Below are 13,477 nucleotides of genomic sequence, written 5' to 3'. Positions count from 1 at the left end.
ATAATAAAAAGTGTCATACTAATTAATCGCGGAAGTATGCGGATTTCATCCACATCTATTTAGGGGAAAGGTGGGATTCAGGATGGCGACTACGCTCCTGAAAATCGAAGAATTAATTAAGGGTGCCGATGTATTACGGAACTTAACGGTTCCAGAACTGGTGGAAGAAGCCATTCGTAACGGTGAAGGCGTACTGACGAAAGACGGGGCTTTATCGGTCAGTACAGGGAAATTCACAGGGCGGTCACCGAAAGACAAATTCGTCGTCCAAGATGAAGTCAGCAACTCGTTAGTGGACTGGGGTCCGGTCAATCAGCCGATCGCAGAAGACAAGTTCACCGCTCTTCTCGACAAAGTCCTCACTCATCTCGAGACGAAACAGAAGCTGTATTATCTCGAAGCTTCGGCTGGAGCAGATGAGCACTACACGCTACCGGTACGCGCCATCACCGAGTATGCGTGGCACAGCTTGTTCGCGAAGCAGTTGTTCTTGCGAGAGTGGCCGACGAGAGCTGCGTTTGACCCATTCACGGTCATTTATGCACCGAGCTACAAGGCCGACCCAACAGTTGACGGGACGAACTCAGAAACGTTTATCCTCGTCTCGTTCGCCAAACGTACCATTCTGATCGGGGGAACAGAATACGGCGGCGAAATTAAAAAATCGATTTTCTCGGTCATGAACTTCCTATTACCTGAACAGCACGTCTTGTCGATGCATTGCTCGGCCAACGTCTCGGACGCCGGGGAGACGGCGCTCTTCTTCGGACTATCGGGCACGGGCAAGACGACGCTCTCGGCCGATACGGAACGTCATCTCATCGGTGACGATGAGCACGGTTGGTCGCCAGACGGCATCTTCAATATCGAAGGCGGTTGCTACGCCAAGACGATCAACTTGTCACGTGAGAACGAGCCGCAAATTTATGACGCTATCCGTTTCGGATCGTTGATCGAAAACGTCGTCTTGAACGAAGACCGCTCAGCCGACTACAAAAACATCTCGCTCACCGAGAATACGCGAGCAGCTTATCCGATTCAATACATCGATAACGCGATGCTCCCTTCACGGGCCGGTCACCCGAACACGATCGTCTTCTTGACGGCCGATGCTTACGGGGTGCTCCCGCCGATCAGCAAGTTGACGAAAGAGCAGGCGATGTATCACTTCCTATCCGGCTACACGTCAAAACTAGCCGGCACGGAGCGCGGCGTGACTGAGCCACAAGCAACGTTCTCGACTTGCTTCGGCTCACCGTTCTTGCCGCTCGCCCCGGAACGGTACGCCGACATGCTCGGTAAGTTGATCGAGCAGCATAACGTCGACGTCTACCTCGTCAACACGGGTTGGACCGGCGGGGCTTACGGTGAAGGGTCACGTATGAAGCTCAGCTACACACGGGCCATGGTGAACGCCGCAATCAACGGTCAATTGCGTGACGTCGACACTGTGAAGCACGACATCTTCAACGTCGACATCCCGGTCCATATCGATGGCGTCCCACAAGACGTGCTCAACCCACGTGACACTTGGAAAGATACGGCTCATTACGATGTCGAAGCGCGAGCGCTCGCCTTGAAGTTCCAACAAAACTTTAAACGATTCACGAAAGCGAGTGAGAAAGTCATCGCGGCCGGCCCAATCGTCTTTTAACTCAAAATGACTAGTACCCCGCTCGGGTACTAGTCATTTTTTTCTTGCAATCGCCAACATCCAATCCATCGCTCGGTCCGTCGTCTTCCATTTTTCCCAGAACGGGAGCTGATGGGCGAACGGCAAGATCCAAAGCTCTGCTTGCGAACCAATCTTGTCGGCGAGGGCGGTCGCATGACGAAGCCGGACTTGCTCGTCGTCCGTCCCATGAATGAGTAGCGTCGGCGCCTGCCAGTCTTTGAAGAGCGGAGACCGTTCGACATACGCCTCATGGACCGCCTCCGGGTCTCCCCCGGTCATCCGGCGCAACATCTTCCGCATCGAACGCTGTTCTTCATACGTCCACTCCAAATTCGTCACACCCGCCCACGACGTGACCGACGTGACGGGACGTTTTGATGCGAGCGACAACGCCATCATGCCTCCCCGGGAAAAGCCGAGGGCGTGGATCGTCTGGTGCGTCCGGCTAACGCGGTCATACAGAGACACGACGTCCTCTAAGTCGGCGCCTCCGAAATCCTCTTTCCCGGTCCCCCCGTGGTTTCCGCGATAGACCGGCGCCACGACATGGAACCCTTTCGCCGCGAATTGCATCAGCCGAGGCAACCGGACGTCACCGATCCTTCCGGTGCCGCCTCGTAAATAAAACAGCACCTGGCCGTTCGGGCGTTTTGGCGTGATCGTATAGGCGACGACTTCTTCCCCGTCACTCGTCTCGTACCAACCTCGATGAACGGGGTATCCCGGATAAGGAGGCAGGACGTCGACTCGATCAAACCAACTTTTTGTCATGGAGTACTTTCATCGTCTCGGGCAACACTTTATCTTTCATCATGAAACTGTAGCGGCCGTTACGGAGCAGGTTCGTCGGTAACGTGTCCAACAAGACGGCCCCATCGGTCTCATCGACGGCCGGATGATCCTCGAACCGCTCGATCTCCGCAAAATAAATATTTTTGATGACGGTGTCGCCACGCCCGAGCACCCGGTACTGCCCTAAATAATGGAGCGTCTTGACGACGCCTCCCGTCTCCTCGTACACTTCCCGAATCGCCGCGTCATCCTCGTGTTCTCCGGGTTCGACTTTCCCTCCCGGAAATTCGAGTCCGCGCTGCTTATGCTTCGTGAGCACCCATTTGTCCGCATAGCGGGCGACGACCCAGACGTGAAGCGGCGTATCCGAAAATGGATAGTGCTCGAAGCTCAACTCGACTTTATTGTGATAGTAGTCCGTGAATGTCAACATAGTCCATCCCTTTCTTTCCCGTGTCTACTCTCACTTTACCTTGTCTCACCCTAGTTTCAAACAAAAAAATAGGCCCGCCGAGGCGGACCTACAACAAATCATTGGTTTAAGCGCTTTTCAAGCTCAGCTTTTTGTTCTTCGTAACCTGGTTTTCCAAGCAAAGCGAACATGTTCGCTTTATATGCTTCAACACCTGGCTGGTTGAACGGGTTGACTCCGAGAATGTAGCCGCTCATCGCGCACGCCTTCTCGAAGAAGTAGAACAAGTAGCCGAGATGATATGGCGTCATCTCTGGCAATTCGACGACGAGGTTCGGCACGTTTCCGTCCGTGTGGGCGAGGAGCGTTCCTTCCGTCGCCTTGTCGTTGACGAATTGGATCGTCTCACCGGCAAGGAAGTTCAAGCCGTCGAGGTCTTGTGCGTCTTCAGGGACGTTCAACGCGTGACGGACGTTCGTGACACGGATGACCGTCTCGAACAAGTCGCGGCGACCTTCTTGGATGTATTGTCCCATCGAGTGGAGGTCAGTCGAGAAGTCAACTGCCGCCGGGAAGATCCCTTTGTTGTCTTTGCCTTCCGACTCGCCGTAAAGCTGTTTCCACCACTCTGATACATAGTGAAGTGCCGGCTCGTAGTTGACGAGAAGTTCGATCGATTTACCTTTCGCATACATGGCGTTACGGACGACCGCGTACTGATACGCCTCGTTCTCTGAAAGTTCAGGTGAACTGTAGGCATTTTCCGCGTCACGCGCACCTTCCATGAGGGCATCGATATCGATGCCTGCCGCCGCGATTGGAAGCAAACCGACTGGTGTGAGGACAGAGAACCGTCCACCGACATCGTCCGGAATGACGAACGTCTCGTAACCTTCTGCATCAGCGAGCGTCTTCAAAGCGCCACGGGCACGGTCTGTCGTCGCATAAATGCGCTCGCGTGCGCCGTCTTGGCCGTACTTCTCTTCCATGAACTGCTTGAGGACACGGAAAGCAATTGCCGGCTCTGTCGTCGTTCCCGATTTCGAGATGACGTTGACTGAGACTTCTTTGCCTTCAAGTACTTGAAGCAACTCCGTCATGTACGTTGACGAGATGTTGTGGCCCGCGAAGAAGACTTGCGGGGCGTTACGCTCCTCTTTTGACAACACGTTGAAGAATGAATGTTGCAGCATCTCGATGGCTGCACGAGCGCCGAGATACGACCCACCGATTCCGACGACGACGAGGACGTCCGAGTTGTCACGGATTCGTTCAGCGGCCGCCTTGATGCGTGCGAACTCATCCGTATCAAAATTCGTTGGAAGGTCGACCCAGCCTAGAAAATCGCTGCCGGCACCGCTCCGGTCGTGGATGACCGAATGGAGTGCTTTCACCGTTTCTTGCATTTGATCGACTTCGTGTTCCCCGACGAAAGACAGGGCGTTAGAATAATCGAAACGTACTGTTGACATGGCATTTCCTCCTTTAAATCGCTCATCTAAGAGCCATACATGACCCATCATAAACGGAAACGACGGATTCGTTCAATCATTATTGCAAAATAGGCATCAAATCGCCTTATTTGCTCAATTCAAGAATCGCAGCCACGTCTTCGCGTTCGAGTGTACGGAAACGTCCGAACGCTCCACGCTTCATCGCTGAATCAAGGATCGCCTCAAACGTCGACTCGTCGATCTCATAGTCGCGGAGTGAACTTGGCGCACCAAGTTGGTCGAAGAAAGCACGGACCGCTGTGATCGTGCGTTTCGCTGTCTCGAGGTCAGTCGCACCCGGTTCGACGTTGAACACTTCTGTCCCGAGTCGTGCGAACCGTGCCGCGTTGTCTTCTTCAAGGACGTGCTCCATCCAGCGTGGGAAGAGGATGGCGAGACCGCCGGCGTGCGGGATGTCATGGACAGCCGAAACGGCGTGCTCGATGTTGTGCGACGCCCAGTCACCAGAAGCGCCCATCTGCAAGACCCCGTTCAAGGCGATCGTGCCTGCGAACAAGATGATGGCACGCAAGTCGACGTTCTCTAAGTCGTCGACGAGCTTCGGTGCCGACTCGACGACCGCTTTCAAGACGCCTTCAGTCATCCGCTCTTGGACCGGAGCGTGGTTCGGGTGGAAGTACTGCTCGAAACAATGGCTCATCATGTCGACGATGCCATAGATCGTTTGGTCTTTCGGCACCGACACGGTATAGCGCGGGTCGAGGATCGAGAACGTCGGATAGACGAGCGGGTGGCCCCAACCATATTTCTCTTGCGTCTCCCAGTTCGTGATGACCGAACCGGAGTTCATCTCAGAACCTGTCGCCGCGAGTGTGAGCACCGTCCCGAACGGTACCGCTTCAGTCGGGATATGGTCACGGAGGACGATGTCCCATGCGTCGCCGTCATACGGGATCGCTGCCGAGATCAATTTCGTGCAATCGATGACTGAACCGCCGCCGACCGCGAGCAAGGCGTCGATGCCTTCTTCGCGTGCTTTCGTGACCGCACGTCTCACCGTTTCAATCCGCGGGTTCGGTTCGACACCTGAGAAGTCGACGAACTCGATGTCCGCTTTATTTAATTCAGCAACGACTTCCTCATACGTCCCGTTCTTCTTGATGCTCCCGCCTCCATAGACGAGCATCACTTTCTTCGCGTCAAGCGCTTTGAGCTCGCCTGTGAGCTTCTCGATCTGATGCGTCCCGAAGATCAATTTCGTTGGGTTTTTGTATTCAAAGTTGTGCATAAGTCATCCTCCTTCAAAAATATGTAACACCTACACTATATACCCTGTTTTTCTGGATTGAAAAGTGATTAGCCCTGACTGTATATGCGGTCGATGATTTGATGAAGCAGGACCGCCTGTTCGGCCTGCTCGTATGACGGCTCATGCCGACACGCCTCAAGGAAGGAGCGAATCTGTGTCGCGTACGGGTCTTGTAACGTCAAATGAGCCGGCGTCTTGTCAAACAGAGCGCCATGTTCTTCCGTATGGATCGTGAGCGGGAACAACGACGCCCCGCCGGCTGTCCCTCTCAATTCCACGTTCATCGTATCCTTCGGCCCGATGTTCGCCATGAAGCTCGCGTCTAAAAAGAGTGAGGCCCCGTTCTCGAACGTGACCATCGCCCGGGCCGTGTCTTCAACCGAGAAGTTGTCGGCGTCCCAGTCGCCCATCAGACCGACACCAGGACGCGTCCCAAGATACTGTCCGACGTGACCGACCACGTCGACCGGTTTCGGATAATCCATCAAATAGAGGGCGAGGTCGAGCATATGGACGCCGATATCCAGCAGCGCCCCGCCTCCTTGAAGTTCTTTGTCCGTGAACACGCCCCAACCCGGGATGCCACGGCGCCTTAGGGCGAGCGCGGTCGCCGCATAGATGTGACCGAGTTCATTTGAGTCAATCAAACGTTTCAGCAGTTGCGTGTCCGTCCGATGCCGGAAATGGAAGCCGTAATGGAGCGTCCGGCCGGCCCGCTTGGCCGCTTGTAGCATCTCGTCCGCCTCACGCTCCGAGATGGCCGGCGGTTTCTCGCAAAGGACGTGACAACCGGCATCGAGCGCCTGGATGACATGGTCTTTATGCAGGGCGTTCGGTGTGCAGACGCTGACCGCATCAAGCTGCTCGTTTGCGAGCATGTCCGCTACCGTGTCATAAACCCGTTCGATCCCGAACTGACGGGCAACCGCCTCCCCGCGCTCCCGTGTCCGGTTCATGACCGCGACGACGTCCGCCCCGGCCGCGATGTAATGCGGGATGTGTGCGCTTGTGGCGATACCGCCCGTCCCGATGATTCCAATTTTCATGTAAATCTACTCCTTTCTCTATCTCTTTCGGGAACATCTGTTCAATTTCCTGTACAAAAAAAAGGCGACCTATTTGGAATAGGCCGCCTTTCATCACTTACTTTTTGAAGTTCGTGTTTTTGATCCAGTCTTCGAGCTTGTCCTTAAGGACTGTGAAGCCTGGCGCTTCTTCTTGCTTGAAGTTTGAAGCTTCGTTGCGGCGTGGTGCGCCACGACGAGCTGGCTTAGCCGACTTCTCGCGTTTTGGTGCTTCTTGTGTCGCTTTCATTGAAAGCTTGATTTTCTTAGATGCTTCATCAACATCAAGAATTTTCACTTCAACTTCTTGGCCGACTTGAACGTACTCGTTCACGTCTTTCACGTAGTCATGTGAGATTTCAGAGATGTGGACAAGACCTTGTGTCTCGTCGTCGAGTGCGACGAACGCACCGAAAGGTTGAATTCCTGTTACTTTACCTTTTAAAACTTGATCTTTTTCGTATTTTGCCATTACAAACACTCCTATGCTAAATTCATCAACTTACTATAACATACTTTTTTCGATAAAGTGTAGAAAATAGTAAAAAAGATTATTTAGGATTATTTTGACGTTTCAAAGTCGCACCTCAGGGTAAATACAAATCAAGCAAGACTTCAAGTATTCCCCCCTGATTCCGCTAGGCTAACGCCTAGCCCTTTTTTTGTTTTAAGATGTCGCAAACGTCCGCTGCTAGCTGATTTCATAGACATCCCCACTAGCCATCTCGTCCAAACTCATCGCGAATCGACCGACCGATATCCCCAAGTCCGTCGCGGTCGGTTCGTACGAATGTTCAAGGTTCGGGTGCTTCACTCATTTACCTTCTAATCCGCCCTCAATCTCGACCCCATAATCTATATTCACACGCCACTTTCGTATATCTTCCCATTTTATGTTACATCGTTCAACCCATTTTAGAATAATCGGTCGATATTCGGTCGTGGGCGAGGCGCGATCACCATTCACCTTATCGCTAAAACGTCAACAGACCCTCATCGCTGAGAGTCTGTCGTTGACGTTGCCAGTTCAAACTGTTTCATGAACCGATCGATACGGCGGATCGCTTCTTGAAGCTGCTCGATCGACGTCGCATAACTCGCACGAACAAAGCCTTCCCCGCTCGCTCCGAACGCATTGCCCGGAACGACCGCCACTCGCTCTTCAAGCAGCAACCGTTCGGCGAACTCCTCGCTCGAAAGCCCAGTATGGCGGATGGACGGGAATGCATAGAACGCACCACCCGGGACGTGGGTCGGGAGACCTGCGTCGTTTAACGCCTGGATAAAATAGTTACGACGCTGGCGATAACTCTTCACCATCTTCGGGACGTGTTGGTCGCGGCTGCGCAACGCCTCAAGCCCTCCAAATTGGACGAGCGTCGGCGCACACATCATGCCGTACTGATGCACTTTAAGCATTTCCCGAGTCACGACTTCCGGGGCGCACGTGAAGCCGAGGCGCCATCCGGTCATCGCGAACGCTTTTGAAAAACCGTTGACGACGATCGTCCGCTCGCGCATGTCGTGGAGCGTCGCAAAGCTCGTGAACGGGGCATCGTAAGACAGCTCCGCGTAAATCTCATCGCTCACAACCCACAAATCGTGTTTCGTAGCGAGTTCCGCGATTTCGGCGAGTTCGTCGCCCGTCATCGTCGCGCCGGTCGGGTTCGACGGGAAGCAGAGCAAAATCGCTTTTGTCCGTTCCGTGATCGCTGCTGCGACGTCTTCCCGATTCAAGCGAAACCCGGACTCCGGACGACAAGCGACCGGGACGACGGTCCCACCGGCTAATTCAATGAGCGGCCCGTAGGAGACGAAAGCTGGCTCGACGACGAGAACCTCGTCACCCGGGTTCAATAAAGCACGGAAGGCGATATCGAGCGCCTGAGACGCCCCTGTCGTGACGATCAATTCGGTCGCCGGGTCATACGTGACGTCAAAACGGTCGGTCATGTAACGAGCAATCGCTTCACGCAGCTCGAGCAGACCCGCGTTGGCACTATAAGCCGTATAGCCTTGCTCGAGTGCCGCGTAGCTCGCTTCGCGGACGTTCCATGGCGTGATGAAGTCCGGCTCTCCCACCCCAAGAGAGACGACATTTTCCATCGTCTGTGCCAAATCGAAGAAACGGCGAATGCCAGACGGCTTCATCGAGACGACTTGATTCGATAGCGACTTCATGGCGTGATGTTCAACCGTTTGTCTTCGACTTGTGGGGTGAACAAAATACCGTCATGCTTGTACGTCTTCAACTTGAAGTGAGTCGTCGTCGACACGACCGAGTCAAGCGGTGACAGTTTGTCCGAGACGAACGACGCCACGTCTTGGAGCGAACTCGCCCGGATGACGACTTGCAGGTCGTACGCGCCCGACATCAAATAGAGAGCCGTCACTTCCGGGAAGCGGTAAATCCGCTCCGCGACCTCGTCAAACCCGCGACCTCGCTTCGGTGTGACTTTGACGTCGATGAACGCCGTGACATCGTGACGGTTAATCTTCTGCCAGTTGATCATCGCCCGGAAACCGAGCAAGATGCCGTCCGCTTTGAACTTCTCGAGCATCGCTTCGACGGTCGCCTCATCGGTCGCGAGCAAGTCCGCGAGCAACTTCGTCTCGAGGTATCCTTTTTCTTCAAGCAATTCCAAAAGTTCTAACTCTTTTGTTGTGTACATATTAGTTGTCTCCTTCCGTTCTACCGGGAAACGTCCCTGCGAACGACCTTTCTGTCTGTCTCACGTAGTCCCGCCGTTCAGACTGGACGATATGAAAATTCTTCATCTCCATATTCACCAAGCCGTGTTTTTGACAAAACCGCTCAAAATAGCGTCGACGCGCCTCATCTTGTTTCGCCGATAAGTTGTCGGTTCCGTTAAAAGCGTAGAGCACCGTCGCCCGGGCTGGATGAACGACCGTCCCGTGCTCGATTACACGTAAGATAAAGTCCCAGTCCCAATAGTTATAAACCGTCTCATCGAACATGCCAATGACGTCATGAAGCCGCTTGCGGTAAAGCGTGCCGGACGGGATGAACGTCGAGTCTTGCCGAATCCGGTCCAAGTCGAGCTCGTAGGCGAACGCCTCCCACTCCGTGACGACCCGCCGCCCGTCTTGCCATGTGAACCGAAACAGTTCCGCATCGGTGAAGACGAGGTCTGCCGTCGTCAAATCATCGAGCGCTCGTTCGATATGGGTCGGCATGAGTAAATCATCGTCATCTAATAAGAGAATATACTCGCCTCTTGCCTCCATCACGCCTCGGTTTCGCGCTTTGACGTGATGATTTTCTTCAAGCTCGATCAACCGAACCGACAATCGATTCAAAAAAGGCGCCAAAAGATGTTGCTTTGGCGGCCCATCATTATTTACTACAAGCACTTCGAACTGTTGAAACGTCTGTACCGTCAAACTTTCGAGCAGTTCCGTCAGTTCCGCCTCGCGCGCGTAGGCCGGAATGACGATCGAAACGAGCGGGTTCATCCGCGGTAAGCAGTTTCGACGTGCGGTAAGATTGCTTCCCAGCTGACGCCGTTCTCTTTTGATACTGTGACAAAATCGCCGTAAGCGAAGACGCTCTCGACACCTTCGATCGTGACGAGTTTCGCGAGAAGCGGTTGCTCTGTTGATTCGCCGGCTTTCACGCTTTGGCTCTTAGCTCCGAAGACGTTTTCAGGAAGTGTGATTTTCATTGCATTTGGATTAGGTGTTGGATCGATTCGTAACATGTTGGTTCCCCCTTATAATTGACAAGCTTCTGAAGATGTAAGTAATTGTCTGGCCATGGCGCGCGTATCGTCCTCAGACGGGCACTCTCCAAACGAATCCGTCAGAATAAGACGAATCGTTTCATTCATCTCCGCTTCCGAGTCGATCTGCACGAGCGCCACTGTGATGTCATCGAACTCTGGCCCGTAAGACCCAAGCCCGTAACCGAGCGGGTCCCATGCTAATAATAAATCTTCTGAACGCATTTTTAAAACCCTTCTTTTTAGCCTTGATATTATATCGTACTTCCTCAATCTACCGCACTTTTGACGATGGCGCTAGCCTTACCTCGGATTTCCCGCTTTTTCAAATCGAGCCAACACTATATCTAGTATTGATTCCTGGTCATAACCTTTTTAATAATTTATGGAATCAGTGACATTCTTCTTGATTTCTGTATTGACAAATCGGATTGAACGCTTACAAAAAAAGCGGACAGCTTTGACCTCGGGAATCAGTAAATCTTTTTTTCGTCTCATATCACGTCTCAAAACGGTTGAGAGAGCCGTTTTAGAGTAAAAGTAATTCGCATCGTCACAGTTTTATAAATTTCAATGATTGCAAAACTAAATATGGGTGATTTATGATTAAAAAGAGAATAAAACGTCAATATATAGTTAACGGATATTTATCACGTTCTATCCCCATTGACGTTGAATCGGACAAGTTCCGCTATACCTTTATAATTTCTACACCCGAAGAAGGAGTGATCGTTTTGACATCCCCTATCCACCACGAGACGATGTTGCCGGCAACACCAACCCTTGCCGACGTAGCGACATTGATCCAATCCTTAACACAACGTTACCCGCAGCTCAGCGTCGCACGCTACGAGGAACGTTTGATTCGAGCACTCGATTCAAAATCACTGACACAAGATGTAGTATATGACTTGATGACGATGCACGCCCTCGATATGTTGAAGGCTGAAGAGCCGGACTGGACATTCGTCGCGACCGAGATGTACTTAAACCGTCTCTACCTTGAAGCAGCACGCAACCGCGGGTATGACGCTTCGATGCGTTACGGCTCACTCTATTCGATGATCGAGACGCTGACGAACAAAGGCATCTTCACGTCGGCGTTAATTGACACATACTCTAAAGAAGATATCGCTTATTTAGAGACGTTGATCGACCCGTCACGCGATCGCCTCTTCACTTACATCGGCCTACGGACGTTATCGGACCGTTACCTCGGACGCGATCACGTTAAAAACTTATATGAGCTCCCACAAGAGCGGTTTATGGTCATCGCCATGACGCTCATGCAAAACGAGGCCGCGTCTAAACGGGTCCAACTTGCCGAAGAAGCCTACTGGGCGCTATCGAACTTATACATGACCGTCGCGACGCCGACGCTCTCGAATGCCGGTAAATCGTACGGGCAGCTTAGCTCTTGCTTCATCGATACGGTCGATGATTCACTCCGCGGTATTTACGACTCGAACACGGACGTGGCCACACTTTCAAAAGGCGGCGGCGGCATCGGGGTCTACCTCGGCAAAATCCGTTCACGCGGAAGTGACATTAAAGGATTCAAAGGTGTCTCGAGCGGTGCGTTGCCTTGGATGAAGCAGTTGAACAACACGGCCGTCTCGGTCGATCAACTCGGCATGCGTCAAGGCTCGATCGCCGTCTACTTGGACATCTGGCACAAGGATATCTTTGAATTCCTCGATGCCAAGTTGAACAACGGCGATGAGCGCCTCCGCACTCATGACTTGTTCACCGGCGTCTGTTTACCGGACTTGTTCATGCGTACCGTCGAAGCGCGGGGCGATTGGCATTTGTTCGACCCGCATGAGATCCGCACGGTCATGGGCTTCAGCCTTGAAGACTTCTACGACGAGACGGACAACGGCGGTTCGTTCACCGAGAAATATACGGCTTGTGTCAATAACCCAGAGCTCACACGTGTAACCGTGCCGGCCATCGACCTCGTCAAACGTTACATGCGCTCACAGCTCGAGACGGGCACGCCGTACATGTTCTTCCGGGATGCGGTCAACCGCGCCAACCCGAACAAACATGCGGGTATGATTTACAGCTCGAACCTCTGTTCAGAAATCGCTCAGAACATGTCGGCGACGACAATCGATGAAGAGTACACAGCAGACGGGAAAATCGTTATCACGAAGACGCCAGGCGACTTTGTCGTCTGTAACTTGAGCTCGATCGCGCTCGCACGTGCCGTCAAATCCGACGTACTCGAGCGCCTCATCCCGATTCAAATGCGAATGCTCGATAACGTCATCGACCTCAACACGATCGAAGTGCCGCAAGCGATGATCACGAACCAGAAATATCGTTCTGTCGGTCTCGGCACGTTCGGGTGGCACCATTTGCTCGCCCTCGAAGGCATACGCTGGGAATCGGTCGACGCCGTCCATTACGCTGAGAAACTTTACGAAAAAATCGCCTATCTCACGATTCACGCTTCGATGGAACTTGCGAAAGAAAAAGGCGCGTTCGGCGTGTTCGAAGGTTCGGAATGGCACACGGGCGAATACTTCAGTCGCCGCAACTACCGGTCGCACGACGAGCTCGACTGGGACGGACTCGCGGCTGAGGTTCACCAAAACGGTGTCCGCAACGCCTACATGATGGCCGTCGCACCGAACTCGTCGACAGCGATCATCGCCGGCAGCACCGCTTCGATCGACCCGATTTATAAGAAAGTATATTCGGAAGAAAAGAAAAATTATAAGATCCCAGTGACCGTCCCTGACCTCAACTCGGAGACGAACTGGTTCTACAAATCAGCGTTTGAAGTCGACCAACTTTGGAGCATCCGTCAAAACGCGGCCCGCCAACGCCACATCGACCAAGCGATCAGTTTCAACTTATACGTCAAGAACGACGTGAAGGCGACTGAAATGCTGGGGATGCACCTCGAGGCATGGTCGCTCGGTATGAAATCGATCTATTACACGCGTTCAACGACCGTCGAAGTCGATGAATGCGAATCGTGTTCGTCGTAACATCTGTTTAACGAAAGGTGGGACCT

The 13,477-nt window shown here is 53.0% G+C and carries 14 protein-coding genes; 2 read left to right on the top strand and 12 right to left on the bottom strand.

The features are described from left to right. Positions 1-82 precede the first annotated feature (82 nt). On the top strand, positions 83-1,654 hold the full coding sequence (gene pckA / locus EVJ29_RS01985) for a phosphoenolpyruvate carboxykinase (ATP) (protein ID WP_131504676.1): 1,572 nt from the start codon (positions 83-85) through the stop codon (positions 1,652-1,654). A 33-nt stretch (positions 1,655-1,687) separates the two neighbouring features. Here pckA and EVJ29_RS01980 read toward each other — a convergent pair whose 3' ends face one another. The 12 genes from EVJ29_RS01980 to EVJ29_RS01930 all read right to left on the bottom strand — a co-directional run bounded on the left by EVJ29_RS01980 (position 1,688) and on the right by EVJ29_RS01930 (position 10,674). Further along, positions 1,688-2,446, bottom strand: a complete 759-nt coding sequence (locus EVJ29_RS01980; RefSeq protein ID WP_131504675.1) for an alpha/beta hydrolase family protein — start codon at positions 2,444-2,446, stop codon at positions 1,688-1,690. Continuing rightward, positions 2,427-2,900: an RNA deprotection pyrophosphohydrolase gene (gene ytkD / locus EVJ29_RS01975; RefSeq protein ID WP_070328784.1), complete on the bottom strand. Its 474-nt coding sequence runs from the start codon at positions 2,898-2,900 to the stop codon at positions 2,427-2,429. The genes EVJ29_RS01980 and ytkD overlap by 20 nt, the downstream gene beginning before the upstream one ends. A 98-nt stretch (positions 2,901-2,998) precedes the next feature. Beyond that, entirely contained in the window at positions 2,999-4,351 is a 1,353-nt protein-coding gene (locus tag EVJ29_RS01970; RefSeq protein ID WP_131463882.1) for a glucose-6-phosphate isomerase, read from the bottom strand. A gap of 106 nt (positions 4,352-4,457) precedes the next feature. Further along, positions 4,458-5,621, bottom strand: a complete 1,164-nt coding sequence (locus tag EVJ29_RS01965) for an iron-containing alcohol dehydrogenase (RefSeq protein WP_131504674.1) — start codon at positions 5,619-5,621, stop codon at positions 4,458-4,460. 68 nt (positions 5,622-5,689) lie between these two features. Further along, on the bottom strand, positions 5,690-6,688 hold the full coding sequence (locus tag EVJ29_RS01960) for a Gfo/Idh/MocA family protein (protein WP_131504673.1): 999 nt from the start codon (positions 6,686-6,688) through the stop codon (positions 5,690-5,692). Positions 6,689-6,785: 97 nt separating this feature from the next. Next, complete coding sequence (gene yugI / locus EVJ29_RS01955; RefSeq protein WP_016509788.1) at positions 6,786-7,178, bottom strand: S1 domain-containing post-transcriptional regulator GSP13; 393 nt, start codon at positions 7,176-7,178, stop codon at positions 6,786-6,788. Between the two features lie 219 nt (positions 7,179-7,397). Further along, positions 7,398-7,520 (bottom strand): hypothetical protein, encoded by a 123-nt coding sequence (locus EVJ29_RS15600; protein ID WP_255569834.1) that lies wholly within the window; start codon positions 7,518-7,520, stop codon positions 7,398-7,400. A 179-nt stretch (positions 7,521-7,699) separates the two neighbouring features. Then, a complete protein-coding gene (locus tag EVJ29_RS01950; RefSeq protein WP_070328780.1) occupies positions 7,700-8,887 on the bottom strand; it encodes an aminotransferase in 1,188 nt (395 codons plus the stop codon). Next, on the bottom strand, positions 8,884-9,378 hold the full coding sequence (locus tag EVJ29_RS01945; protein WP_070328779.1) for an Lrp/AsnC family transcriptional regulator: 495 nt from the start codon (positions 9,376-9,378) through the stop codon (positions 8,884-8,886). Before EVJ29_RS01945 ends, EVJ29_RS01950 begins: the two co-directional genes overlap by 4 nt. A gap of 1 nt (position 9,379) precedes the next feature. Beyond that, positions 9,380-10,183: a glycosyltransferase family 2 protein gene (locus EVJ29_RS01940; RefSeq protein WP_131463887.1), complete on the bottom strand. Its 804-nt coding sequence runs from the start codon at positions 10,181-10,183 to the stop codon at positions 9,380-9,382. Further along, positions 10,180-10,428: a NifU N-terminal domain-containing protein gene (locus EVJ29_RS01935; RefSeq protein ID WP_070328777.1), complete on the bottom strand. Its 249-nt coding sequence runs from the start codon at positions 10,426-10,428 to the stop codon at positions 10,180-10,182. Before EVJ29_RS01935 ends, EVJ29_RS01940 begins: the two co-directional genes overlap by 4 nt. A 12-nt stretch (positions 10,429-10,440) precedes the next feature. Continuing rightward, entirely contained in the window at positions 10,441-10,674 is a 234-nt protein-coding gene (locus EVJ29_RS01930; protein WP_131504672.1) for a DUF1871 family protein, read from the bottom strand. Between the two features lie 509 nt (positions 10,675-11,183). On the opposite strand from EVJ29_RS01930, the gene EVJ29_RS01925 reads away from it, so the two are divergent. After that, a complete protein-coding gene (locus tag EVJ29_RS01925; RefSeq protein ID WP_255569835.1) occupies positions 11,184-13,451 on the top strand; it encodes a ribonucleoside-diphosphate reductase subunit alpha in 2,268 nt (755 codons plus the stop codon). The last annotated feature ends 26 nt before the right edge of the window (positions 13,452-13,477 follow it).

The organism is Exiguobacterium sp. SH4S7 (assembly GCF_004336795.1).
Taxonomy (GTDB): Bacteria; Bacillota; Bacilli; order Exiguobacteriales; family Exiguobacteriaceae; genus Exiguobacterium; species Exiguobacterium aurantiacum_A.
The sequence above is the reverse complement of the archived record's forward strand: the minus strand, read 5'-3'. Positions and strand labels throughout refer to the sequence as shown.

Bases quoted from the DNA above. Each gene is read 5' to 3' on its own strand.
- pckA (WP_131504676.1), top strand. From the start codon at position 83: ATGGCGACTACGCTCCTGAAAATCGAAGAATTAATTAAGGGTGCCGAT.
- EVJ29_RS01980 (WP_131504675.1), bottom strand. From the start codon at position 2,446: ATGACAAAAAGTTGGTTTGATCGAGTCGACGTCCTGCCTCCTTATCCG.
- ytkD (WP_070328784.1), bottom strand. From the start codon at position 2,900: ATGTTGACATTCACGGACTACTATCACAATAAAGTCGAGTTGAGCTTC.
- EVJ29_RS01970 (WP_131463882.1), bottom strand. From the start codon at position 4,351: ATGTCAACAGTACGTTTCGATTATTCTAACGCCCTGTCTTTCGTCGGG.
- EVJ29_RS01965 (WP_131504674.1), bottom strand. From the start codon at position 5,621: ATGCACAACTTTGAATACAAAAACCCAACGAAATTGATCTTCGGGACG.
- EVJ29_RS01960 (WP_131504673.1), bottom strand. From the start codon at position 6,688: ATGAAAATTGGAATCATCGGGACGGGCGGTATCGCCACAAGCGCACAC.
- yugI (WP_016509788.1), bottom strand. From the start codon at position 7,178: ATGGCAAAATACGAAAAAGATCAAGTTTTAAAAGGTAAAGTAACAGGA.
- EVJ29_RS01950 (WP_070328780.1), bottom strand. From the start codon at position 8,887: ATGAAGTCGCTATCGAATCAAGTCGTCTCGATGAAGCCGTCTGGCATT.
- EVJ29_RS01945 (WP_070328779.1), bottom strand. From the start codon at position 9,378: ATGTACACAACAAAAGAGTTAGAACTTTTGGAATTGCTTGAAGAAAAA.
- EVJ29_RS01940 (WP_131463887.1), bottom strand. From the start codon at position 10,183: ATGAACCCGCTCGTTTCGATCGTCATTCCGGCCTACGCGCGCGAGGCG.
- EVJ29_RS01935 (WP_070328777.1), bottom strand. From the start codon at position 10,428: ATGTTACGAATCGATCCAACACCTAATCCAAATGCAATGAAAATCACA.
- EVJ29_RS01930 (WP_131504672.1), bottom strand. From the start codon at position 10,674: ATGCGTTCAGAAGATTTATTATTAGCATGGGACCCGCTCGGTTACGGG.